The sequence below is a fragment of the Mesorhizobium sp. CNPSo 4684 genome (assembly GCF_057784315.1).
In genome coordinates, this window is the sequence record NZ_JBWLUX010000022.1 from 78,025 (window position 1) to 102,469 (window position 24,445).

A 24,445-nucleotide genomic window follows, 5' to 3' on the forward strand; every position below is an offset into this window, starting at 1 on the left:
CGCCGGAATCGGCCTATATCTGAGACATCAACAGGCCTGACCAATCATGCGCGTACTCGTTGTCGAAGATGACAAGGATCTGAACCGGCAGCTGGCCGACGCGCTGGTCGATGCCGGCTATGTCGTCGACCGCGCCTATGACGGCGAGGAGGGCCATTTCCTCGGCGACACCGAGCCTTACGACGCCGTCGTGCTCGACATCGGTCTGCCGCAGATGGACGGCATCAGCGTCGTCGAGCGCTGGCGCCGCAACGGCCGCAAGATGCCTGTGCTGATCCTGACCGCGCGCGACCGCTGGAGCGACAAGGTATCGGGCATCGACGCCGGCGCCGACGACTACGTCACCAAGCCGTTCCACATCGAGGAGGTGCTGGCGCGGTTAAGGGCGCTGATTCGGCGCGCCGCCGGCCATGCTTCATCCGAACTCACTTGCGGGCCGCTGCGCCTCGACACCAAGGCCTCCAAGGCCGATGTCGACGGTCAGCCGCTGAAGCTGACCTCGCACGAGTTCCGTTTGCTTGCCTATCTGATGCACCATATGGGCGAGGTGGTGTCGCGCACCGAACTGGTCGAGCATCTCTACGACCAGGATTTCGACCGCGATTCCAACACCATCGAGGTCTTCGTCGGCCGGCTGCGCAAGAAGATGGGTATCGATATGATCGAAACCGTGCGCGGCATGGGCTATCGCATGCGTGAGCCGGAGGCGTAAGGCGGAACCGCTCCCCATACCAGCAAGGAAGCCTTTTTCGGCACGGCTCTGGCCGCGCTCGCTGGCCTTCCGCGTCATCGGCTTTTCCACCATCTGGGCCATCCTCACTTTGATCGTCATCTTCACCCTGATCACCACGCTCTACCGCCAAGCCAGCGAGCGTGGCTTCGACAGCCTTTTGTCGGCGCATCTGTTCAACCTGATCGGCTCCGTCGGCGTTTCCGAATCCGGCCAGCTCACCGGCGCTCCCGACCTCGGCGACCTGCGCTTCTCGGAGCCGAATTCAGGCTGGTACTGGTCGGTGGAGCCGGCTTCCGAAGGCGTGCATGGCAACCTTCATTCGTCCTCGATGACCACGACGATCCCGTCGCCGACCGTCGCCGAGGTGCCTTTCAATTCCAGTTTCCAGCGCAGCTATTCCACCGACGGCATCGGCGACGAGGAACTGCAAGTGTTCGAAAGCGAATTCGTCCTCGACGCCAAGAACCGCGCCGCACGCTTCCGCGTCATGGGCAACAAGACCGAACTCGAGCAGGAGATCGCCACCTTCCAGGGCCGCCTCTTAACCTATCTCAGCCTGTTCGGCGTCGGCATGATCGCCATCAACGCCATCGCCATCCTGCTCGGCCTGCAGCCACTGCGCCGGGTCCGCAATGCGCTCGCCATGGTGCGCGAAGGCACGGCGCAGCGGCTCGACGGCCAGTTCCCCGCCGAGATCGAGCCGCTCGCCAACGAGACCAATGCGCTGATCGAAAACAACAAGCGCATCGTCGAGCGCTCACGCACGCAGGTCGGCAATCTCGCCCATTCGCTGAAGACGCCGCTCGCCGTGCTGATCAATGAGGGGCGGGCGCTCGGCGGCGCCAAGGGCCAGCTCATCGCCGACCAGGCCGCCTCGATGCAGAAGCAGGTCGATCATTATCTGCAGCGCGCCCGGGTCGCGGCGCAGCGCGATAGCGTTGTCTACCGTACGCCGGTGACGCCGCTGGTCCAGCGCATGGTGCGCGTGCTGCAAAAACTCAAGCCTGATGTCAGTCTGTCGCTTGCGCTGCCGGCGGCCGACATCGTCTTTGCCGGCGAGCGCCAGGATCTGGAGGAACTGCTCGGCAATCTGCTCGACAATGCCATGAAATGGGCAAAGAGCACTGTCGCCGTGTCCGTCACGCCGGCCGGCGCCGCCGGCTTGTTCGAGATCGCGATCGAGGATGACGGTCCAGGCATTCCTGAGGACAAGGCGCGCGATGCGCTGAAACGCGGCCGGCGCCTCGACGAGACCAAGCCAGGCACCGGGCTCGGGCTTGCCATTGTCGCCGACCTCGTCAACGAGTATGGCGGCGCTCTGGCGCTGGACCGCTCTGCCATGGGCGGGCTGAAGGCGGTGGTACGCTTGCGGAGCCTGCAATGATGCATTTCCAGGGCCAATCGACATGGCTGGGCGCCTGTGTTAAGGCGACCTGTCGATTGCTCCTCGGATGGTCGGCAAACGGCCAAATTTCCGACAAATATCAATACTATGGCCAGCAGACATCCCCGATGACGCGGCCCCTAGCGCATCCCGTTCAAGAAAACCGGTTGTTGGCATGAAGATTCGCGTTGCGCTCGTTTCCGCACTGCTCGCTCTCTCCGGCTGCGGAACCCTGAGCAAGGGCAGCGGCCCGGATATCTCCGTCACCAACCCGCCCGCGACGCCTCCTTCAGGGGCCAAAGTCGCGACGACGATCATTTCGGCCATGGCCGGCGGGCTCGTCGGCGGATCGATCGGCAGTGGCCTGAACGAGACCGAGAAGCGCAAGGCGCTCGAGGCGGAATACAAGGCCCTCGAATACACGGCGAGCGGCCAGAAGGTGATGTGGAAGAGCGACAGTTCGGCCCATTCCGGCGAAGTCGTCGCGGCCCAGCCGTACCGCGTCGGCTCGCAGGATTGCCGCCAATACACCCATACGGTGTTCACCGGCACGGCCGGCCAGACCGCGCGTGGCACCGCCTGCCGCAACGCTGACGGCAGCTGGACGCCGCTGACCTGACCGTTCGGGCCGGCTGATCGGGCTTGCTTGCTCGCTGCCGTCAAAGCGTCGCAGTGTGTCCGTGTTGGCAGAGCGGGGCTCTCGCTCTATTGGAAGAACCATGCTGTTCTGGGTCATAGCTGCAATCCTCACGCTGGGCGCAAGCCTGGCGGTGCTGCTGCCGCTGACCGGCGGCGGCAAGGGCGCTTCGTCCAGCAACGACCATGACCTCGAAGTCTATCGTGACCAACTGGCCGAGCTTGAGCGCGACGCCTCGCGCGGCCTGATCCAGCCGGCGGAAGCCGAGGAGGCGCGTGCCGAAATCGCCCGCCGCATCCTTCGCCTGGGAGATGTTGGTCAAGCCAATACCGGCCAGGTCGATGCGCCCGGCGCGCGGCAGCCGTCGAGGGCGGCCAGGCTGGTGGCGACATCAGCGGTGCTGGTGGTCCCGCTGCTGAGTTGGGGCCTGTACAGTCAGCTTGGCTCGCCCGATTTGCCGTCGCAGCCGCTTGCCGAACGGCTGGCCAAGAACCCGGCCGATAGTTCGGTCGATGAATTGGTGGCGCGCGCCGAGGCCCATCTTGCCGCCAATCCGTCCGATGGCAGGGGATGGGACGTGCTCGCCCCGATCTATCTGCGCCTGCAGCGCTTTTCCGATGCGGTGACAGCCTATCGCAACGCCATCCGCCTCGATGGCGACACCGCTGCCCGCGAGGCCGGTCTCGGCGAAGCGATCGCCAATGCCGCCGGCGGCATTGTCTCGGCCGATGCGCAATCGGCATTCGAGCAGGCATTGAAGCTCGACCCGGCAAACCAGAAAGCCGCCTTCTACCTGGCCATGGCGCTGGCGCAGGAAGGCCGCTTGGCAGAGGCGACCGCTGCCTGGCAGAAGATGCTCGGTCTCCTGCCGCCGGATTCGCCTTGGCGGGGCGCTGTCCAACAGGCGTTGGCCGAGGCCGCCAAGCGCAGCGTCGCGTCAGGAGAGCCCGCGAAAGGCCCCGATGCCGCAGCCGTCGATGCCGCCTCGTCGATGGCGCCGCAGGACAGGCAGGCCATGATCGACACCATGGTCGCCGGTCTCGATGAAAAACTGCGGCAAAATCCGCGCGACACGGAAGGATGGATGCGGCTCATTCGTTCCTATGTGGTGCTGGGCAAGGCCGACAAGGCGCGCGAAGCGCTGCATCGCGGTATTGCCGTTTTCGGCGCCGATAGTGAGGAAGCGAAGAAATTCACCGCCTTTGCCGCCTCGCTCGGCCTGACGGCGACGGAGTAGGGCATGACGCGTAAGCAGAAGCGATTGTCCGTGATCATCGGAGGCCTCGCCTTCCTCGGCGCCGCCACCGGACTGACCTTCTATGCGCTCGGCCAGAAGGCCTCCTATTTCTACATGCCTGCCGACCTGACCACCGCCAGCGTCCAGCCGGGACAGCGGATCCGGCTCGGTGGCCTCGTCGAAAAGGGCACGGTCGTGCGCGAGCAGGGCGCGACGGTTGCCTTCTCGGTGACCGACACCCACAAATCGGTCAAGGTCACCTATACCGGCATCCTGCCCGACCTGTTCCGCGAGGAACAGGGAGTCATCACCGAGGGCGCTTTCGGCTCGGATGGCGTCTTCGTCGCCGACAGCGTGCTGGCCAAGCATGACGAGCGTTATATGCCCAAGGAAGTGGCCGATGGGCTGAAGGCCAAGGGCGTCTGGCAAGAGAGCAAGAGTGAGTAATGGTTGAGACCGGACATTTCGCGCTCGTCCTCGCCTTCGCCCTGTCGCTGGTGCAGACGCTGGTGCCGCTCATCGGCGCCCGCACCGGCAATCAGCGGCTGATGGCTGTAGGCGGCCCGGTCACAGTCACCGGCTTCGCGCTGACCGCGCTCTCGTTCGCAGCCCTCGCCGGCGCCTATGCCAGCTCCGATTTCTCGGTGGCCAGCGTCTGGGAAAACTCGCATTCGCTGCAACCGCTCATCTACAAGATCACCGGAACCTGGGGCAATCACGAAGGCTCGATGCTGCTCTGGGTGCTGATCCTGACCTTCTTCGGCGCGCTGGTCGCCGTCTTCGGCTCAAATTTGCCGGCAACGCTGCGCGCGAATGTGCTGGCCGTGCAAGGGGCGATCGGCGCCACCTTCTTCCTGTTCATCCTGGCAACGTCCAATCCGTTCATCCGGCTCAATCCGGCGCCGATCGAAGGCCGCGATCTCAACCCGGTTCTGCAGGACCTCGGCCTCGCCATCCACCCGCCGCTGCTCTATCTCGGCTATGTCGGCTTCTCCATCTGCTTTTCCTTCTCGGTCGCGGCCCTCATCGAAGGCCGCATCGATGCGTCCTGGGCGCGCTGGGTGCGACCATGGACGCTGGTCGCCTGGCTGTTCCTCACCGGCGGCATCGCCATGGGCTCATACTGGGCCTATTACGAGCTTGGCTGGGGCGGCTTCTGGTTCTGGGACCCAGTCGAAAACGCCTCCTTCATGCCGTGGCTGGCAGGCACCGCGCTCTTGCATTCGGCGATCGTCATGGAGAAGCGCTCGGCTCTCAAGATCTGGACGCTGCTGCTCGCCATCCTCACCTTCTCGCTGTCGTTGCTCGGCACCTTCCTGGTGCGCTCCGGCGTGCTGACCTCGGTGCATGCCTTCGCCACCGACCCGACGCGCGGCATCTTCATTCTGTGCATATTGACATTGTTCATCGGCGGCTCGCTGGCGTTGTTTGCGCTGCGCGCCTCCAGGCTTACGGCCGGCGGCCTGTTCCACCCGATCTCGCGCGAAGGTGCGCTGGTGCTCAACAATCTGTTCCTGACCACGGCCACCGCCACCGTGCTGGTCGGCACGCTCTATCCGCTGGCGGTCGAGGCGCTTTCGGCCGGCAAGATCTCGGTCGGTGCGCCGTTCTTCAACCTGACATTCGGCCCGCTGATGGTGCCGCTGCTGGTCCTGGTCCCCTTTGGGCCACTGCTCGCCTGGAAGCGCGGCGACCTCTATGCGGTCGCTCAGCGCCTGATGGCCGCCTTCGCCGCCGCCCTTCTGGCGATGCTGGTCACCGGCCTGTTCATCGACGGCGCATCAGTGTTCGCCGCTCTTGGCGTCGGCCTTGCCTTCTGGCTGGTCTGCGGCGCGCTCACCGACCTTGCCGTCAAATCCGGCTTCGGCAATGTGTCGCCTTCCACCATGCTGCGCCGTTTCGCCGGCCTGCCGCGTTCGGTGTTCGGCACCGCCCTGGCCCATCTCGGCCTCGGGCTGACGACGCTTGGCATTGTCGGCACGCTGTGCTTCGGCACCGAAAAAATCCTGTCGATGCATGCCGGCGAGAGCGTCGAACTCTCCGGCCACACGCTGCGCTTCGAAGGGCTCTATCCCGCGCAGGGCCCGAACTACAGCGAGGACCGCGGCCGCTTTTCCTTGATCGGCGCCGATGGCGGCGTTGCGGCTGAAATCACCTCGGCCAAGCGCTTCTTTCCGGTGCGGCAGACGACGACGACCGAATCCGGCATCGAGACGATCGGGTTCAGCCAGCTCTATCTGTCGCTGGGCGACGAGGGCACCGACGGTTCGGTCGTCGTGCGCCTGTGGTGGAAGCCGCTGGTGACGCTGATCTGGGGCGGTGCTCTCGTGATGATGGCGGGCGCGGCAATGTCGCTGTTCGACCGCCGCCTGCGTGTCGGCGCGCCCTCGCGCCGCCGCAAGCCGACAGCTGCCATGCCATCGGCAGGCCTGCCGTGAGCACCAGGTTCTCGCTGGCCTCGCTCGTCCTGCTGCTGACGCTGTTGTTCGCCGGCGCAGCGCAAGCAGTGAAACCCGACGAGGTTCTCGCCGATCCCGCGCTCGAGGCGAGGGCGCGGCTGCTGTCGGAAGGCCTGCGTTGCATGGTCTGCCAGAACCAGTCGATCGACGAATCCGATGCCGACCTTGCCCGCGACCTGCGCATTCTGGTGCGCCAGCGCCTCGTTGCCGGCGATACCGACCAGCAGGTGATGGACTATATCGTGTCGCGCTATGGCGAGTTCGTGCTGTTGAAGCCGCGCTTCAGCTTGCGCAACGCCTTGCTGTGGGGCACGCCGGTGCTTCTGCTGCTGGTCGGCGGCGTCTTCATCGTGCTCACCACGCGCTCCCGCCGCTCGCTGGCAACCAAGGCGCTGAGCGCCGAGGAACAGGCGGCGCTGGACAAGATGCTGAACGATTAGGCTCGATTCGGCCCTCGGCGATTGGCCGCTATTATCTTGTGTTCCGCTTCGATCAAGGCGTCAATTTCCGCCATCGCTTCTTCATGGGGCACCAAGTGGCCAGCCACGGCATCGGCGATGCCGCGTTTGATGCCTTCGATAATGTCGCACTCCCGAATTGTCTTGGTGGTGTTTTGTGTCATGGACCCGCGCCGTTCGCTGTGCTGTTAGAACAGAGCAGTAGGTGAGCACCGCAAACATTACAAAACTTTCATGAACCGGAAATGGCGCCGTAATGTGCGCCTCTCTATTCCTCTTTTCCGAGGATGCTCTGCCTGAGCCGCATCCAGTGAAAAGAGGATACAAGATCCATGTCTATTGCCCCCAATTCATATTCCCGCACTCGCAAGCGCCTGTTGGCCGCTGCCGCCTCGCTCGCCATTGCCGGTGCCATTGGTTTCGGCGCCGTCACCACCGGCACGGCCCCAGTTCTGGCCGACGCCGTGCGGGTCGAGGCGCCGCAGGTGCCGGGCTTTGCCGATGTCGTCGAGCGCGTTTCGCCCGCCGTGGTTAGCGTCAAGGTCAAGGCCAAGATCGAACCTGCCGCCGATGACGGTTCCGACCAGTCCGATGATCCGGACGGCATGAACAACCTGCCCGACAATCCGCAGCTGCGCCAGTTCTTCAAGCAATTCCGTGGCTTCGGCGACCAGAACGGCCAGTTCGGCAATCGCCGCTTCAACCGTCGCGACCACAACAACGACCAGCCCCGCCCGGTGGCGCAGGGTTCGGGCTTCTTCATCTCCGATGACGGCTATCTCGTCACCAACAACCATGTCGTCGAGGAAGGCTCTGCCTTCACCGTTGTGATGAATGACGGCAAGGAACTCGACGCCAAGCTGATCGGCACCGATCCGCGCACCGATCTGGCCGTGCTCAAGGTCGACGGCGTCGGCAAGTTCACCTATGTCGACTTCGCCGACGATTCCAAGGTTCGCGTCGGCGACTGGGTGGTGGCTGTCGGCAATCCATTCGGCCTCGGCGGCACCGTGACCGCCGGCATCGTCTCGGCCCGTGGCCGCGACATTGGGGCCGGCCCTTATGACGACTTCATCCAGATCGACGCCTCGGTCAACCGCGGCAATTCTGGCGGACCGACCTTCAACCTCAACGGCCAGGTCGTCGGCATCAACACCGCGATCTTCTCACCCTCGGGCGGCAGCGTCGGCATCGCCTTCGACATTCCGGCCTCGACCGCCAAGCAGGTTGTGCAGGATCTGATGAAGAGCGGCTCGGTGCAGCGTGGTTGGCTCGGCGTCGAAATCCAGCCGGTCACGTCGGATATCGCCGAATCGCTGGGCTTGAAGTCGCAGAACGGGGCTCTGGTCTCCAGCGCCCAGGACGGCGGTCCCGGCAAGAAGGCAGGCATCACCGCCGGTGACGTGATCACCCAGGTCGAAGGCAAGGACGTTGCATCGCCGAAGGAACTGGCTCGCCTGATCGGTGCCTATTCGCCCGGCAAGTCGGTCGACGTCACCGTGTGGCGCGACGGCAAGAGCGAGACGATCAAGGTCGACCTCGGCACGCTGCCGTCCACCGACAAGCAGGCCTCGGCCGACCCGCAGCAGCCTGCAGCACCGGCAAAGCCGGCCGCGCTGGCCGATCTCGGCCTCACCGTCACCAAGTCGGAGAACGGCAAGGGTCTGGTGGTGACCGACGTCGACCCCGACAGCGATGCCGCCGACCGCGGCATCCAGCCCGGCGATGTCATCACCTCGGTCAATTCGACGGAAGTGAACGGCACCGAGGACGTCGCCAAGGCGATGGCCGATGCGGTCAAGTCCGGCCGCAAGGCGGTGCTGATGCAGATCACCCGCGATGACTCGAACCGCTTCGTCGCGCTTCCGGTCGCCAAGGGCTGACATCGAACACTTTTCCAGTGCGGCGGTTTCAACACCCCCGAGCCGCCGCACGGGAAAGCAAGGGGCCGAACGCGTTAGTCAGTCATCGTGTTCTGCCCCCGGCGGCAGCGGGCTCCCATCGCCCGCTGCCGCTCTAACAGCAAAGCATGTCGCCCAAAAGTGTACGGCGGTTTTGGAATAACGACATGCTTGAACGAAAGCTTTTCACGCTCATGGCGGCCCCTCAATCTTCCAGCGAAATCGCGTATAACGGCTCTATGAAGATTCTCGTCATAGAAGACGATCGCGAGGCGGCCGACTACATGCAGAAGGCCTTTACCGAGGCCGGACACACCGCCCATGTCGCCGGCGACGGCGAAACCGGCTTCGCGCTTGCCGATGCCGGCGACTATGACGTGATGGTGGTCGACCGTATGATGCCGCGCCGCGACGGGCTCTCCGTCATTGCCGGCCTGCGCTCGCGCGGCAACACCACGCCGGTACTGATCCTGTCGGCGCTGGGCGAGGTCGATGACCGCGTCACCGGTCTGCGCGCTGGCGGCGACGACTATCTGACCAAGCCCTATGCCTTTTCCGAATTGCTCGCCCGCGTCGAGGTGCTGAACCGCCGCGCCAGCGCCAGGGAAGCCGAAACCGTCTACCGGGTCGGCGATCTCGAGCTCGACCGTCTCTCCCATTCCGTGAAGCGCGCCGCGCGCGAGATCACGCTGCAGCCGCGCGAATTCCGCCTGCTCGAATATCTGATGCGCCACGCCGGCCAGGTGGTGACGCGCACTATGCTGCTCGAAAATGTCTGGGACTATCATTTCGATCCGCAGACCAACGTCATCGACGTGCATGTCTCGCGGCTGCGCGGCAAGATCGAGAAGGGTTTCGACAAGCCGATCCTGCACACCGTCCGCGGCGCCGGCTATATGCTGAAGAGCTAGAGCATGATCCCAAAAAGTGGGTACCGGTTTTTGGAAAAGATCATGCTCCAACAAAGGGGTAGATCATGATGAGATTTCAACCAAATCTCATCATGATCTAGACATCCATGGCCCTTTCCCTGCCGGCCATCATGAGGACGACGGCGGCGCGGCTTTCGGCGCTTTATTTCCTGCTTTTTGCCCTCTGTGCCGTGCTGCTGGTCTTCTACATGACGTCGCTATCGGCGCGCATGCTGACCGGCCAGACCCAGCAAACCATCAATGACGAGGTGCTGGGCCTTGCCCGCGCCTATCAGCGCGGCGGCCTGCCGGTGCTGGTGCGCGTGGTCGAGCAGCGCTCGCGCCAGCCCGGCGCCAACCTCTATCTGATCGCCGACGCCAACGGCCAGATCCTGACCGGCAATGTGCAGAGCCTGGAGCCGGGCGTGCTCGAGACCGATGGCTGGACGACCGAGCCATTCTCCTACCGCCGCTTCGGCGAAGGCGAACTTGAGCGGCAGCGCAATCAGGCTGCCGACCCTAACGGGGCGCAGCCCGGCGAGACCGAAATTCAGTCCGAGGGCGAGAAGGGCCACAATGCCATCGCGCTGGTGCTCAGGCTACCCAACCAGATGATCATGCTTGTAGGCCGCGATCTCGGCGAGCCCGAGCGCTTCCGTGCCGTCATTCGCCGTGCCTTGATGCTGGCGCTGGGCATGATGGGCCTGGGCGGGCTGCTGATCTGGTTCTTGGTCGGCCGCACGGCGCTGAAGCGCATCGACAGCGTCTCGGAGGCGAGCCGTCGCATCATGGGCGGCGACCTCACGGGACGGCTGCCGGTGACTGGCGCCGGCGATGAATTCGACCGGCTGTCGGAAAACCTCAACACAATGCTGGCCAGGATTGCGACGCTGAACGAAGGCCTGAAGCAGGTCTCCGACAACATCGCCCATGATTTGAAGACGCCGCTGACCAGGTTGCGCAACCGCGCCGAGGCCACGCTTTCGGGCAAACACAAGACCACCGACTATCGGCAGGCGCTGGAAGGCACGATTGCCGAGTCCGACCAGCTGATAAAGACCTTCAACGCCATCCTGATGATCTCCAGGCTGGAGGCGGGCTATTCCTCGGAAAGCACCAGCAAGGTCGATCTCGCCGCCGCCGTGCGCGACGTCGTCGAGCTCTACGAGCCGGTGGCGGAGGAGGCGGGCGTGGCGCTCGAAGCCTCTGTGGACGGGGAGTTCTCCGTCAACGGCAACCGCGAGCTGATCGGCCAGGCGCTGTCGAACATCGTCGACAACGCCATCAAATATTCAACCGACGCAACTGAGAAGCCGGCTGTGCGCGTGGCGCTGCAGCGTGTCGGCCATGAAATCCGGCTTTCCGTCGCCGACAACGGCCAGGGCATCCCCGACGATGCCGACCGCGCCAGGGTGACCGAGCGTTTCGTACGGCTGGAAAAGAGCCGCTCGCAGCCGGGGTCCGGCCTCGGCCTCAGCCTCGCCAAGGCGATCATGACGTTCCACAATGGCCGGCTTGAACTTCTGCCCGCCAATCCCGGATTGTCCGTTATCATGAGTTTCCCGGTGCGGGAGGATCACTGATGGCGGTGAGGATGGCCGAGAAACCGATCGAGACCGAATGGCAGCTGCAACTGGCGGCAAAGCTCGCGCCGCTGGACAGGAGCCGCGCCCGCCGTGAACTGTCGGAGATCGCTGACGACGCCGAGGACGAAGGTCTGCCGCGGCTGGCGAAATTCTTAGGCGGCAAGGGTGCGGCCCAGGATTTTCTCGCTGCGGTCGTCGATCTCTCGCCTTTCCTCCGCGATGTCGCGCGCCGCCGGCCGCAAATCCTCGATGCGCTGTTCGATGACGGTGTCGAGGCCAGGCTGCTCAACATTGCCGAAGCGATCGGCAAGGCTGCCTTTGCCGAGACCGTTTCGGAATCCAGCCTGATGATGGAGCTCAGGCAGTGGAAGGCGGAAGCTCACTTCCTGATCGCGCTTGCAGATCTCTCCGGCGAGGCCGATGCCGCGCTGACGGTCAGGCGTCTCAGCAACCTTGCCGACACCTGCACCCGCGCGGCGGTCGACTTCCTGCTGCGCGAGGCGCACAGCCAGGGCAAGCTCAAATTGCCGGACCCCGAAAACCCGTCGCAGCAGTCCGGCTGGATTCTGCTCGGCATGGGCAAACTCGGTGCCCATGAACTGAATTTTTCCTCCGACATCGATCTCGTCGTCTTCTTCGATCCGGAAGCGAAGGGGATCGTCGATCCGCTCGATGCCACCGAGCTGTTTGCGCGCCTGACCCGCAGGCTGGTGCGCATCCTGCAGGACCGCACCGAGCACGGTTATGTCTTCCGCACCGATCTCAGGCTTCGACCCGATCCCGGGTCGACGCCGCTGGCGATCCCGGTCGAGGCAGCACTTCGCTATTACGAGGCGCGCGGGCAAAACTGGGAGCGCGCCGCCATGATCAAGGCGCGCCCGGTGGCCGGCGATCTCGCCACCGGCGAAGCGTTCCTGCGGGAGCTGCAGCCCTATGTCTGGCGCAAATACATGGACTATGCGGCAATCGCCGACGTCCATTCGATCAAGCGCCAGATCCATGCCCACAAGGGCCATGGCGAGATCGCGGTGAAGGGCCACAACGTCAAGCTCGGCCGTGGCGGCATTCGCGAGATAGAGTTCTTCGTCCAGACCCAGCAGCTGATTGCCGGCGGCCGTTTTCCCGAGCTGCGCGGCCGCGAGACCGTGCCGATGCTGGGTGCGCTGGCGGCGCGCGGCTGGATCACCGCCGATGCCCGCGACACGCTCATCCGCCAATACTGGTTCTTGCGCCGCGTCGAGCACGCCATCCAGATGGTCGCCGACGAGCAGACGCATATCCTGCCCGACGATGATGAGGGGTTGGAACGCATCGCCCATATGCTGACCTTTGCCGATGCGGCGGAATTTGCCGAAACCTTCCGCGCGGCTTTGCAGGAAGTCGAGCGCCATTACGCTGCGCTGTTCGAAACAGCTCCGGAACTGTCCGCAGGCGTCGGCAATCTGGTCTTTACCGGCGATGTCGACGATCCCGACACGCTGCGGACCTTGCACGGGCTCGGCTTCAAGCGGCCGAGCGACATCTGCCGCGTCATTCGCGGCTGGCATTTCGGCCGCTACCGCGTCACCCAGTCGGCTGAAGCGCGTGAGCGGCTGACCGAACTGACACCGGCGCTGCTCAAAGCCTTCGGCCAGACGCGCCGGGCCGACAAGGCTTTGGTGCGCTTCGACGAATTCCTCGCCGGTCTGCCCGCCGGCATCCAGCTGTTTTCGCTGCTGCAGTCCAATCCCGCTTTGCTGAAGCTGATGGCGACCATCATGGGTGCCGCGCCCCGGCTGGCTGCGATCATCACCAAGCGCCCGCATGTCTTCGACGGTCTGCTCGATCCGGCGCTGCTGAACGAACTTCCCAACCGCGCCTATCTGTCGGCGCGGCTTGCGGCTTTCATCGAAGGCGACAGGGCCTATGAGGACGTGCTCGACCGTCTGCGCATCTTTGCCTCCGAGCAGAAGTTCCTGATCGGTGTGCGCCTGCTCGCCGGCTCGATCACCCCGAGCCGTGCTGGCCGTGCCTTTTCCGACCTCGCCGACCTCACCATCGACGCCGCGCTGCAGGCAGTGACGGCCGAATTCGCACTCCGCCATGGCCGTATCGCCGGCGGCACGGTGTCGCTGCTCGGCATGGGCAAGCTCGGCAGCCGCGAATTGACGGCCGGCTCAGACGTCGACCTCATCCTCCTTTACGACCACGACGCCGATGCGGAAGAATCCGACGGCGAAAAGCCGCTGGCGCCGTCGCATTACTACACCAGGGTGACGCAGCGGTTGATCGCGGCTGTCTCGGCGCCGACCGCCGAGGGCGTTCTCTATGAGCTCGACCTGCGCTTGCGGCCATCCGGCAACAAAGGGCCGGTGGCGACCCATGTCGACGCCTTCAAGAAGTACCAGCGCCAGGAAGCATGGACCTGGGAGCACATGGCGCTGGCCCGGGCCCGCGCCGTTGGCGGCGACGCGGCACTGTGCGCCGAGGTCGAAACCGAGGTGGCGGCACTTCTGGCCTTGCCGCGCAATGTCGACAAAGTGAAGGCCGAGGCATCCGAGATGCGCGCGCTGATCGAGAAGGAAAAATCGCCGCGCGACCTCTGGGACATCAAGCTGATCCCGGGCGGCCTGATAGACCTCGAATTCATCGCGCAGGTGGCCGTCATCACCGGCCAGGTCGAAGCCGGCGGAAGGCTGACCGCCACCGGCGAAATCCTGTCGCATCTGGCCCCGGATTTCGCCGACGCCGATGTCAGGCAGCAGCTTTGCGAAGCCTATCAACTCTATCTGGCGCTGACCCAGATGACGCGGCTTTGCCTTACCGGCGCATTCGAACGTGACGACGTTCCGCCGGGATTGTCGGATCTGCTTCTGGCGGTGACTGACCTGCCGGATTTCGGTGTGCTGGAAGCACATCTCAAGGAAACGTCGCAAAAGGTCAGAAAGGATTTCGACCTTTTGCTTCGTACGAAACAGTCGTGAGGGCGTGAAGCGCTGGCGGCTGTTTCGGATCGCATCGGGGGTGACGATGCAACAGGAGATATCAATGAGAAAGACAACCGGACTTGCCCTTGCCTTCGTCGCGCTCGCCGGCGCCGTCGGCACCACCGCCTATGCCGAGAACAATGCCAGTGCCAGAATGCGCGAGGGCATGATGATGCGGCTCGACAAGGCGATGAAGGACTCCAACGGCACCATCAGCTTCGACCAGTTTTCCGACGCCATGAACGCACGGCTGAAGAAGCTGGTCGCCGACAATGGCGGCAAGCTCACCGTCGCCCAGCTCGCCGACGCGCTGGAGAAGGCGCGGTTCGAGGAAATGGCCAAGCGCATCGTCGCCCGCTACGACACCAAGGGCGACGGCACGCTGACCACGGAAGACATCACCGGGCGCGAGAAGAAGATGTTTGCCATGCTCGACCGCAACAATGACGGCAAGATCGAGCGCAACGAGCTGCCGAAGAACGGCCGCATGAGCCGCCACCGCCAATGGGACGGCGGCGACGACAGCATGCAGTGAATGGCGACAGGTCTCCGGCGGCGAAAGCCGCTGGAGACCTTACACGACCGCTCGGCTACTCGGTTCTTTGAACACGGCGCAGAGCGCGGCTCGCATGAGCCTGCAAAATCCGCTCGCGCAGATACGCGTAGAAGCGAGGCGGCAGCATCCCATAGTGAAAGCGGGTGGGCCTGCTTCCCGCAATGGACCTGAGATCAGGCCCGGGCCAGAGGAAATCGTTGGTTTCGCTGACAAGCACCCATGACGGCATATTGTCGAGTCCGAGATGGGCCTTGAGTGGCGCAGGTATCTCTATCGCATCGGCGGGATCACCCGGAGCCGAGTGAGTAATCGGAACCACTGTGACGACCTCGCGGCCCTCCACGATCCGACGCGCGGCAACGATTGCGCAGGGCCGATTCTTGCGACCTTCTTCCGCACCTTTGCTGTGCTCGTCCGCCCATAGATAGGAGTAGGAAATCACCAGACCGGGGACAGGCTTGGGCAGGCTCACGGCGTCCAGTCTTTGAGCATCGCATCCAGCTCGTCATATTCTGATGGGACAGCGCTTTTGGCGATCGCGTTCAAGGTCTCGTCGTCCAGGTCCTCAACGGCACGGGCGACCCGTCCCTTGACCAGCACTTCAAACATTGCCGCCGAAAGAAGCACCGTATGAGTGCGGCCATTTTTCGTAATCGCAACCGGCGCCCGCTGTGCGGCGTCCTGGAAGCGTCCGACGTTCTGCTGGAATTCGGTCGATGTCACGCGCATGAAAAGCTACCTCTTTGTCTATAATAGATAGAATAGATAACCTTTTCAAGGATGGTTGTTTCAGCACGCGGGGATAGGGTGGCCTACCTCAGGCCGCTGCCTTCACCGACGGCGCTGCCTTCTTCACCGGGATGCGCACGGACACGATTGTGCCGACGCCTTCGGTCGAGCGGATTTTCAGCGCGCCACCCTGCAACTCGGCCAGGGAGCGCGAGATGGCGAGCCCAAGGCCGGAGCCAGCGTGGTTCTTGGAGAACTGGTTCTGCACCTGTTCGAATGGCCGCCCAAGCTTGCTCAGCGCCTCCTTCGGAATGCCGCAGCCATTGTCTTCGATGGTCAGCACCAGCGCGCCTGACGTGTTGCGGGCGCGCACCGAGATATGGCCGCCCTGGCCGGTGAACTTCACCGCATTCGACAGAAGGTTGATGGCGATCTGCTTGATGGCCCGGCGGTCGGCGAACAGGGTCATCGTATCGGCGATGCGGGTTTCCACCGTGATCGATTTTTCCGCCGCCTGCAGCGAGATCACGCGCACCGTCTCGCGGATCAGCGGACAGAGATCGATTTCCTCGCGGTCCATCGAGAACTGGCCGGCCTCGATCTTCGACATGTCGAGTATGTCGTTGATGACGCCGAGCAGATATTTGCCGCTGCCATTGATGTCGTTGGCATATTCCTCGTAGCGTGGCGAACCGAGCGGCCCGAACAGGCCCTGTTCCATCAGTTCGGAGAAACCGATGATAGCGTTGAGCGGTGTGCGCAGTTCGTGCGACATGTTGGCCAGAAACTCGGACTTGGCCCGGTTGGCGGCTTCGGCGCGCTCGGTTTCCCTCATGTATTTGCGGTTGAGCTCGACCAGTTCGCTGGCGCGTTCCTCCTCGGCTCGACGGGCGAGGCTGAGGTCGTGGATGGTCGCCATCAGCCGACGCTCGCTGTCGACCAGCTTTTCCTGGTGCAGTTTGATCTGGGTGATGTCGGAGCCGACCGAGACGGTGCCGCCATCCCTGGTCCTCAATTCGTTGACCTGAAGCCAGCGCCCGTCGGAGAGCTGCCGCTCGAAGGTCGCGCCGCCTTGCGGTCCGTTGGTGTTGGCCAGCCGCCGTTCCGAGGCGAAGGCCAGCATGCGCTCCTCCAGCACGGCGCGCGCCGCCCCCGGCATGACGTCGCGGTCCGACAGTCCGTTGTCCTTCTGGAATTTGGAATTGCACATGATCAGGCGCTGGGCGGCGTCCCACAGCACGAAGGATTCATTGATGTTCTCGATCGCGGTCCTGAGCCGCAGGTCGGCCGCCTCCGAGCGCAACGCCAGATGCCGCTGTTCGGTGACGTCGACGGCAATGCCGATCAGCTGGATCTCAGGCGCTTCCGGGTCGATCACCTGGGCCCTGGCGCGCATCCACACCCACTGGCCGTCGGCGTGGCGCATGCGGAACACTTGGTCGATATGGTCGATCTCGCGCTCGACGATTTTGTTGGCCAGCTCGAACAGGTCGCCGTCCTCGGGGTGGATGATGTCGTCGACCTCGCCAAACGACAGCATCGAGTTGCAGGGCTCGTAGCCCAGCATGTCGTACATCGAGCGCGACCAGTACATCTTGCCGCGCACCATGTCCCAGTCCCACAGGCCGCAGCGGCCGCGCACCAGGGCCATGTCGATGCGCTGGTGGGCTTCGAGGTAGATGCGGTCGGCCGTCTGGGCGCGCGATGCCTGGCCGAAATAGGCGTAGAGGATGATGATCAGCACACCCGCCGTCAGCACGAACAGCGTGACATTGAGCGACACGGTTTTGCGCCAGCTGTCGAACACCGCTTCCTGCGGCACCAGCACGGCGGCGGCGTTCTTCCTGTCGCGGGTCAGGCTCACCGCCGCGTACCAGTCCTGTCCGCCGATGCTGACATCCATGACGCCAGCGCGGTCGCCGAACATGAACAGGGGCTGGCCGTCCAGCACCAGGCTGTCGAGCGATCGCCCTTGCCAGCCGGTCGACAGCGGCGACACGGCGATGATCTTGAACGCGCTGTCGGTGATGACGAGCACATGGCTCCTGCCCATGGCGCCTTGGCGGGTCGTGCTTTCCAGAAGATCGATGGCGCCGCCGGCGGCCGCGTTCGGATCGGCCGAGATTGCGTTCGCCATCTGGCCGGCAGCCAGTCCCAGCACTGCCTTGACGTCGCGCTCGACCTCGTCGCGTTCGTTCATCAGCGACAGGACGCGCAGTGCGGCGATGACGATCAGGAAGATGATGATGAGCGCCGGTATCGAGCGACGCAGAAGGGGTTCGGCAGCCAGGAGCCGCCGGTAGGCTGGTTCAGCAATGAGCCGCGTATTGCCGGCGAGGCCGTCGCCTCGCGCCTTGCGCCGCTCAAAAGCCGTCCCTTCGGGCGCGCCCCACGCGTCCGCCTTGGCCATAAATGGCACTCCCCGAATTTCCGTACGCTTGACGATCCGGCAACACCGCACGTCCGAATCGTCTGTAAAGAATCAAAGGTGATTCGCCTTGTCCAGTGGCGCGGGCAAAAAACGTTAAAAATTGATTGAAATAGCACTGGAATCCCTCCCCCTTGAGGGGAGGGTGGCCCGTAGGGCCGGGAGGGGTCCTCGGCGAAGCGCTCGACTCTTTCAATCACGATCGAAATTGGTTGAGGTCGCGCGCTGCCGCAACGACCCCACCCGTCCATCCGCCTTCGGCGGCTGTCCACCCTCCCCTCAAGGGGGAGGGGTAGGCTCACGCCAGGGTCCGCTCCACAATATCGCGCAAATCCGCCGAGAGGTTCTCGGCACCGGCGATCGCCAGCAGCGCTTCCCGTGCCTTGGCCTGTCTGCCCGGTTCCAACGAACGCCAGGAGCGCAGCGCCGTCGCCAATCTTGCCGCGACTTGCGGGTTGCGCTTTTCGACCTCGAGTACGGTCTGCGCAAAAAACCGGTAGCCTTCGCCGTCGGCGCGGTGGAAGCCGGTCTGGTTGGCGCTGGAAAATGTGCCGACCAGCGAGCGCACCCGGTTCGGATTTGCCATCGAAAAGGCTGCGTGGCCGGTCAGAGCGCGCACCCGCTCGACGGTCTTCGGTCCCGGCACGCTGGCCTGGATCTGGAACCATTTGTCCATGACCAGCGGATCGGCCCCATAGCGCGCCTCGAAGCCGGCCAGCGCCTTGACCGCCTCGGGCGACCCGTCATGCCGATGCGCAAGCACGGTGAGCGCCGCGGCGCGGTCGGTCATGTTGGTCGCGGCCTCGAAATGCCGGGTGGCCAACTCGACGCCTGCCGGCAACAGCGAGAGATAGTCGAGCAGGATGTTGCGCAGCGCCCGTCGTCCCGCATTTGCCGCATCGGGGCTGAACCGACCATCGTCGGCAAGGCGGCCGTAAAGATCGGCGAAGGCGTCCTGGTTGGCGCGGGCGATTGCCAGCGCCAGCGCCTCGCGGGCGGCAAAGATGGCGTCGGGATCGATGGTCCTGCCGATGTCGCGGGCAATATCGGCCTCGCCGGGCAGCGAGAGCGCTAGCGCGCGGTAGGCGGGCTCAAGCGTCTCATCGCCGGCGATCTTGCCGGCAAGCCCGGTCAGCCTCGCGCTGAAGGCTGGCTTCGCGCCGCCGAGGATCTGGCGGAAGGCCGCTATCAGTGCATCGGTGAGCAGTGTGTTGAACGCCTGCCAGCGCGCGAACGCGTCGCTGTCGTGGCCGGCGAGGAAGAACTGGTCGTCGGCCTTCTGCTCGACAGAAAGCGTGATCGGCGCCGAAAAGCCGCGGTTGAGCGACACCGCCGGACGCTCGTCAACGCCGGAGAAGCGCACCATATGGCGGCGCTTGCGGATATGGATGACGCCATCCTCGACGGCGGCGCCCTCGACGCCGCCATAGGCGACCGGCTCGCCGCCGGCGCCGACCAGGCCGAAGGCGAGCGGAATGTGCATCAGCCGCTTGCGGCTTTCCGACGGTGTCGGCGGCACCGACTGCTCGATCTCGAGCGTGAACTCGCGCGTGGCCGGGTTGTGCGTCGAACTGACGGTCAGGTTCGGCGTGCCCGCCTGGTGGTACCAGAGCGCGAACTGCGACAGGTCGCGCCCGGAAACGTCCTCGAACACCTTCAGGAAATCCTCGATCGTCGCGGCTTCGCCGTCATGGCGCTCGAAATAGAGGTCCATGCCGGCGCGGAAAGTCTCGGCCCCGAGGATAGTGCGGATCATGCGCACGACTTCCGAGCCCTTTTCGTAGACCGTCGCCGTATAGAAATTGTTGATCTCGCGGTAGCGGCGCGGCCGCACCGGATGCGCCAGCGGTCCCTGATCTTCGGGGAATTGATGCGCCCTCAGCGTACGCACCTCGGCGATGCGCTTGACCGCGCGCGAGCGCTGGTCGGCGGAGAATTCGTGGTCGCGAAAGACCGTCAGCCCTTCCTTCAGGCAGAGCTGGAACCAGTCGCGGCAGGTGATCCGGTTGCCGGTCCAGTTGTGGAAATATTCATGCGCGATGATCGCCTCGATATTGGCGAAATCGGCATCGGTCGCGGTCTCCCGGTCGGCCAGCACATATTTATCGTTGAAGATGTTGAGGCCCTTGTTCTCCATGGCGCCCATGTTGAAGTCGGAGACGGCGACGATGTTGAAGACGTCGAGGTCGTATTCGCGGCCGAAGGCCTGCTCGTCCCATTGCATCGAGCGCTTGAGCGCATCCATGGCGTAGCCGGCAAGCCCCTCCTTGCCCGGCTCGACATAGATGCCGAGCTCGACCTTGCGGCCGGACATGGTGACGAAACTATCGGCGACCTGGCCGAGATTGCCGGCCACCAGCGCAAACAGATAGGACGGCTTGGGAAAGGGATCCTGCCATCTGGCATAGTGCCAGCCATCGGTGAGCGGCCCGTTTTCCACCCGGTTGCCGTTAGAGAGCAGCAGCGGCGCCTCGTCCAGCCTTGCCTCGATGCGCACGGTGTAGACCGACAGGATGTCGGGGCGGTCGAGGAAATAGGTGATGCGGCGAAAGCCCTCGGCCTCGCATTGCGTGCAATAGACATTGCTGGAGCGGTAGAGACCCATCAACGCCTCATTGCTGGCCGGTGCGATCTCGGTCTCGAGCAGCAGCTCGAAGCGGGCCGGCGGCTTCAGAATGGTCAGCTGGTCCGGCGTGGCGAGATAATCCGCCGGCGCGAGCTCGCGGCCGTCGATGGCGATGCGCTTCAGCAGCAGCCCGTCGCCGTCGAGCACCAGCGACGCCGAGGCGGCGGCGCCATCGCGGCGTTCGATCGTCAGCACGGCGGTGACGCGCGTTGCGTCTGGCGAAAGGCGAAAGGTCAGGCCAGTTTGCGGAATGGAAAAGTCGCTGGGGCGATAGTCTTCGAGCTTGAAGACCTGGCCGGTATCGGTTCGCATTCCCTGGGGTTTCCCTGTCGTTATAGGGGCCGCTGATGTGTCCGCTGGCCCATAAAATCTGAAGTTGCGCGCTCTTTACACGAAACGGCCACTCGACAAAACTGCACCAATGCCTATTTCACGGCGTTCTCCTTCCATCGCGAGGCCTTGATGACCATCGTCACACCGAAATTTGGCATGCGCGCCTCTGTGCTGCGTCCCGTGACGTGCATCTCAGCGGCGATCCGGGAAGCAACACCGCAGTGAAAGCCGGACCGGGAAACGAAGCGGCCGGGAAACTGTCCGACCACCCCGGCCGTGTCCTGACCGGGATCACGCTCAAGATCATGTCGGTGGCGGTCTTTGTCGGCATGCAGACCTGCATCAAGGCAGCCGGCACTTTGCCTGCCGGCCAGATTGTCTTTTTCCGCTCCTTCTTCGCCATCTTTCCGATCATCGTCTTCCTGGCTTTCAAGGGGAAACTGGGCACGGCGTTCGCGACCAAGCGACCGCTGAACCACATCGCACGTGGTGTCGTCGGCGTCTGCGCCATGGGGCTCGGCTTCTTCGCGCTGACGCGCTTGCCGCTGCCGGAGGCGATAACGCTCAACTATGCCCAGCCGCTGCTGGTGGTGGTGTTCTCCTCGCTGTTCCTCGGCGAGGCCATCCGTATCTATCGCTGGAGCGCGGTTGCCGTTGGTCTGGTCGGCGTGTTGATCATCTCGTGGCCGGAACTGACGCTGCTCACTTCGGGCGCCGCACTCGTTGACCAGGAGGTGCTGGGCGTGGTTGCGGCGCTGGTTTCAGCTGCAATTTCCGCCAACGCCATCCTGCTCGTGCGCAATCTGGTCCAGACCGAACGGACAGCAACCATCGTGCTGTGGTTCTCGGCGACGGCGAGCGTCATGGCGCTGTTTTCACTGCCTTTCGGCTGGCAGGCGCTGACGCCGCTGCAGGCCGGTCTGCTGGTTGCTGCCGGGTTCTGCGGCGGCTTAGCGCAGATCCTGATGACGGCCGCCTACCGCCATGCCGAGGCCTCGGTGGTGGCGCCTTTCGAATACACCTCGATGATCCTTGGTGTCGTCGTCGGTTATTTCGCCTTCGGCGATGTCGCCACCATCAACACGCTGGTCGGCGGCGTGATCGTGGTCGCCGCCGGCATCTTCATCATCTGGCGCGAGCGCCAGCTCGGTCTTGAGCGCACCCGCACCAGAAAGGCAGCGCCGCCGCAGGGGTGATCAGGACGATTGCGAACGTTCTTTGGCAAGCCGCACCAGCACCGTCCGCGTCTGCTCGTCGGCCGGGAAAAACGATTCGATCGCCAGTTCCGACAGCGTCACATCGAGCGGCGTGCCGAAGACGGTGATGGTGCTGATGAAGGACAGCACCTGATCACCATGCGCCAGCCGCAGCGGATGGACGATGCCGCTGGGCTCGACCGGCACAGGCCGCGTGCCCTTGAGGCCGGACGGATAGGTTCGCAATTCACGCTCCAGTTCGACCAGAACGGGGTCGCCGGCGGCATCGTTCTGGTGTTTTAGCCGCTCCAGCAGATGCGCCCGCCACTCGCCGAGATTGACGATGCGCGGCGCGATGCCGTTCGGGTGCAGGCTGAGACGCAGCACATTGACCGGCGGCAGAAGCAGCGACCGCTCGGCAACATCGGCTAGAAACGGGCCGATGGCGGCATTGGCCGAAACCAGGTTCCAGTGCCGGTCGACGGCGAGCGCTGGGAACGGTTCATGCCCCTTGAGCACGGTCTCGACTGCGGCAAGCGCCGGCGCCAGCGTCGCGTCGGTGAGCGGCCGTTCGCTGAAGCTCGGTGCGAAACCGGCGGCAAGCAGCAGCTGGTTGCGCTGCCTGAGCGGGATCTCAAGCTGCTCCGCCAGATGCAGCACCATGTCGCGCGAAGGGGCCGCGCGGCCGCTTTCGACGAAGGAGAGATGCCGCTGCGAAATCTCGGCCTCCATGGCGAGATCGAGCTGGCTCATGCGCCGCCGCGTGCGCCATTCGCGGATCATGCTGCCGGCGGAGGTCTGGGCTGTTGTCATGCGGGATGAGTAGGCCGGCAGGGGAGGGATTTCAATTACGTCGGAGGTTATGGTGAGGCCGAGGCGACAATTGATCTCCCCCCTTGTGGGGGAGATGCCTGGCAAGGCAGAGGGGGGCGCTGTCCCGCCGACCTGTCCGCTTTTTTTTGGGCTGCTTCCGCTGGGCGAAAATAAGCGAGATTGCGAGGCTGGCGATCCTTCGCGCCCCCCTCTGTCCTGCCGGACATCTCCCCCACGAGGGGGGAGATTGCTAGTCACCCCAACCCCTTCAGCTTCGCCTTCACCTCGAGAAAATCCCGCCAAGCCAGCTTCTTGTGCGCCGGGGTCCTGAGCAGATAGGCCGGACGCCGTTGTGTGCACCCGCCAATTGCCGCGCAGCCGCAAAATGCCTTCGCTCGTGTTGAGCAAGGTCTTGGCCGATGGGCCGCCGAGATTGACCAGCACCTTGGGATTGACCAGCTCGATCTGCCGCTCGATGAAGGGGCGGCAGATTTCGGTCTCGTGCGGCGTCGGCGTGCGGTTGCCGGGCGGCCGCCAGGGGATGACGTTGGCGATATAGGCGGAAGTGCGGTCAAGCCCGATCGCCGCCAGCATGCGGTCGAGCAGCCTGCCGGAGCGGCCGACGAAGGGCAAGCCCTCAATGTCCTCGTCGCGGCCGGGCGCCTCGCCGACCAGCATCAGCGATGCCTGCGGATTGCCGTCGGCAAAGACCAGGTTCTTGGCGGTGAATTTGAGGTTGCAGCCGTCGAAGGACGCCATGTGCTGGCGCAACGCGTCGAGCGTCGAGGCGCTTGCCGCCATTTGCCGGGCAAGTGCTGCCTGTGCCTCATCGGGCACGGTCGCGGTGGCCGGCACGGAGCGCGCCGGCGCGTCCGGCACCTGGCTCGCATCCAGCCTGGGGCTGGCTGTTGGTTGTTCCGCTGCCTTGTTTTCGCGTGGAGGCGCGGCCGGCGCCGCTACGCGCTCGGCAGGCCTCGGTGCGGCCTCGGCAAACCGGTTCACCGGCGCGTCTTCCAATGCCTCGTCGACGCCTGCGCTGGCGTAGAATGCCAGAAGGTCGGCAAGGTCGGATCGGTTGTTGGGGGAGGCGGCAGTCATGCCGGGCACATTCGTCCGGCGAGAGACGATTTGCAAGGTTGGGCGGTTAGTAATCTCCCCCCTCGAGGGGGAGATGGCCGGCAGGCCAGAGGGGTCGCCGCGCGTGGAGCGCTAGCCTCGTCTGTCAGTGAGGGAGAGTGTCGCGTCAGGACGTACCGACCCCCTCTGTCGCCTTTGGCGACATCTCCCCCTCAAGGGCAGGGCTATCGCATATGAGTAAAGAGGTCATAGAAGAAGTCTTTGCTCAGTTTGCCCTTCGCATCTTGCTGGCGATAGGTTTGTCGAGCGGATGGGCAGCCAAGATGTTTTGCGCGAGCCTTCGGATGACAGCCAAGTTTTGTGGAGCGTTATCCTTTCGGGTGCGGGCGTCATCTTCATGGAAGACGACATCGAG

At 64.2% G+C, this 24,445-nt stretch carries 19 protein-coding genes and 2 pseudogenes; 13 read left to right on the forward strand and 8 right to left on the reverse strand.

Annotated elements, in window-relative coordinates:
- The first annotated feature begins 46 nt into the window (after positions 1 to 46).
- The 7 genes from AC04SG_RS21040 to AC04SG_RS21070 all read left to right on the forward strand — a co-directional run bounded on the left by AC04SG_RS21040 (position 47) and on the right by AC04SG_RS21070 (position 6,890).
- Entirely contained in the window at positions 47 to 712 is a 666-nt protein-coding gene (locus tag AC04SG_RS21040) for a response regulator transcription factor (protein ID WP_488552625.1), read from the forward strand.
- A complete protein-coding gene (locus AC04SG_RS21045; protein ID WP_203278030.1) occupies positions 696 to 2,117 on the forward strand; it encodes an ATP-binding protein in 1,422 nt (473 codons plus the stop codon). Before AC04SG_RS21040 ends, AC04SG_RS21045 begins: the two co-directional genes overlap by 17 nt.
- A 175-nt stretch (positions 2,118 to 2,292) precedes the next feature.
- Positions 2,293 to 2,736: an RT0821/Lpp0805 family surface protein gene (locus AC04SG_RS21050; protein WP_488552626.1), complete on the forward strand. Its 444-nt coding sequence runs from the start codon at positions 2,293 to 2,295 to the stop codon at positions 2,734 to 2,736.
- A 100-nt stretch (positions 2,737 to 2,836) separates the two neighbouring features.
- The gene (ccmI, locus tag AC04SG_RS21055) at positions 2,837 to 3,991 is read left to right on the forward strand and encodes a c-type cytochrome biogenesis protein CcmI (RefSeq protein WP_488552627.1); all 1,155 of its coding nucleotides are present in this window, start codon (positions 2,837 to 2,839) and stop codon (positions 3,989 to 3,991) included.
- A 3-nt stretch (positions 3,992 to 3,994) separates the two neighbouring features.
- Complete coding sequence (ccmE, locus tag AC04SG_RS21060; protein WP_488552628.1) at positions 3,995 to 4,438, forward strand: cytochrome c maturation protein CcmE; 444 nt, start codon at positions 3,995 to 3,997, stop codon at positions 4,436 to 4,438.
- Positions 4,438 to 6,429, forward strand: coding sequence for a heme lyase CcmF/NrfE family subunit (locus AC04SG_RS21065; RefSeq protein WP_488552629.1), 1,992 nt, complete (start codon positions 4,438 to 4,440; stop codon positions 6,427 to 6,429). Before ccmE ends, AC04SG_RS21065 begins: the two co-directional genes overlap by 1 nt.
- Positions 6,426 to 6,890 (forward strand): cytochrome c-type biogenesis protein, encoded by a 465-nt coding sequence (locus AC04SG_RS21070; protein ID WP_488552630.1) that lies wholly within the window; start codon positions 6,426 to 6,428, stop codon positions 6,888 to 6,890. Before AC04SG_RS21065 ends, AC04SG_RS21070 begins: the two co-directional genes overlap by 4 nt.
- On the opposite strand, the gene AC04SG_RS21075 is transcribed toward AC04SG_RS21070, so the two are convergent.
- Positions 6,887 to 7,072, reverse strand: a complete 186-nt coding sequence (locus tag AC04SG_RS21075) for a hypothetical protein (protein WP_436261936.1) — start codon at positions 7,070 to 7,072, stop codon at positions 6,887 to 6,889. The two genes, AC04SG_RS21070 and AC04SG_RS21075, sit on opposite strands and share 4 nt — an antisense overlap.
- 168 nt (positions 7,073 to 7,240) lie before the next feature.
- Here AC04SG_RS21075 and AC04SG_RS21080 point away from each other — a divergent pair, with 168 nt between their 5' ends.
- The 5 genes from AC04SG_RS21080 to AC04SG_RS21100 all read left to right on the forward strand — a co-directional run bounded on the left by AC04SG_RS21080 (position 7,241) and on the right by AC04SG_RS21100 (position 14,807).
- Positions 7,241 to 8,791 (forward strand): Do family serine endopeptidase, encoded by a 1,551-nt coding sequence (locus tag AC04SG_RS21080; RefSeq protein ID WP_192256622.1) that lies wholly within the window; start codon positions 7,241 to 7,243, stop codon positions 8,789 to 8,791.
- 257 nt (positions 8,792 to 9,048) lie between these two features.
- Positions 9,049 to 9,720, forward strand: coding sequence for a response regulator transcription factor (locus AC04SG_RS21085; protein ID WP_112564197.1), 672 nt, complete (start codon positions 9,049 to 9,051; stop codon positions 9,718 to 9,720).
- Positions 9,721 to 9,827: 107 nt separating this feature from the next.
- Positions 9,828 to 11,303 (forward strand): sensor histidine kinase, encoded by a 1,476-nt coding sequence (locus tag AC04SG_RS21090; protein ID WP_488552631.1) that lies wholly within the window; start codon positions 9,828 to 9,830, stop codon positions 11,301 to 11,303.
- Complete coding sequence (locus AC04SG_RS21095; RefSeq protein WP_488552632.1) at positions 11,303 to 14,269, forward strand: bifunctional [glutamine synthetase] adenylyltransferase/[glutamine synthetase]-adenylyl-L-tyrosine phosphorylase; 2,967 nt, start codon at positions 11,303 to 11,305, stop codon at positions 14,267 to 14,269. Before AC04SG_RS21090 ends, AC04SG_RS21095 begins: the two co-directional genes overlap by 1 nt.
- Before the next feature lie 64 nt (positions 14,270 to 14,333).
- Complete coding sequence (locus tag AC04SG_RS21100; RefSeq protein ID WP_488552633.1) at positions 14,334 to 14,807, forward strand: EF-hand domain-containing protein; 474 nt, start codon at positions 14,334 to 14,336, stop codon at positions 14,805 to 14,807.
- A gap of 55 nt (positions 14,808 to 14,862) precedes the next feature.
- Here the strand turns inward: AC04SG_RS21100 and AC04SG_RS21105 are convergent, their stop codons facing one another.
- The 4 genes from AC04SG_RS21105 to pepN form a co-directional block, all read right to left on the reverse strand.
- A complete protein-coding gene (locus AC04SG_RS21105; RefSeq protein WP_488552634.1) occupies positions 14,863 to 15,300 on the reverse strand; it encodes a type II toxin-antitoxin system PemK/MazF family toxin in 438 nt (145 codons plus the stop codon).
- Positions 15,297 to 15,557 (reverse strand): type II toxin-antitoxin system prevent-host-death family antitoxin, encoded by a 261-nt coding sequence (locus AC04SG_RS21110; RefSeq protein WP_488552635.1) that lies wholly within the window; start codon positions 15,555 to 15,557, stop codon positions 15,297 to 15,299. Before AC04SG_RS21110 ends, AC04SG_RS21105 begins: the two co-directional genes overlap by 4 nt.
- A gap of 88 nt (positions 15,558 to 15,645) precedes the next feature.
- Positions 15,646 to 17,967, reverse strand: a complete 2,322-nt coding sequence (locus tag AC04SG_RS21115; RefSeq protein ID WP_488552636.1) for a PAS domain-containing sensor histidine kinase — start codon at positions 17,965 to 17,967, stop codon at positions 15,646 to 15,648.
- A 316-nt stretch (positions 17,968 to 18,283) separates the two neighbouring features.
- Complete coding sequence (gene pepN, locus AC04SG_RS21120; protein WP_488552637.1) at positions 18,284 to 20,923, reverse strand: aminopeptidase N; 2,640 nt, start codon at positions 20,921 to 20,923, stop codon at positions 18,284 to 18,286.
- Positions 20,924 to 21,165: 242 nt separating this feature from the next.
- On the opposite strand from pepN, the gene AC04SG_RS21125 reads away from it, so the two are divergent.
- On the forward strand, positions 21,166 to 22,140 hold the full coding sequence (locus tag AC04SG_RS21125) for a DMT family transporter (protein ID WP_488552638.1): 975 nt from the start codon (positions 21,166 to 21,168) through the stop codon (positions 22,138 to 22,140).
- On the opposite strand, the gene AC04SG_RS21130 is transcribed toward AC04SG_RS21125, so the two are convergent.
- From AC04SG_RS21130 to AC04SG_RS21140, 3 genes and pseudogenes are all read right to left on the reverse strand, one after another.
- Positions 22,141 to 22,953 (reverse strand): helix-turn-helix domain-containing protein, encoded by an 813-nt coding sequence (locus AC04SG_RS21130; RefSeq protein ID WP_488552639.1) that lies wholly within the window; start codon positions 22,951 to 22,953, stop codon positions 22,141 to 22,143.
- A 254-nt stretch (positions 22,954 to 23,207) separates the two neighbouring features.
- A pseudogene (locus tag AC04SG_RS21135) lies at positions 23,208 to 24,051 on the reverse strand (uracil-DNA glycosylase).
- A 244-nt stretch (positions 24,052 to 24,295) separates the two neighbouring features.
- Positions 24,296 to 24,445 (reverse strand): annotated as a pseudogene (locus tag AC04SG_RS21140) (ISAs1 family transposase); the annotation flags it as partial.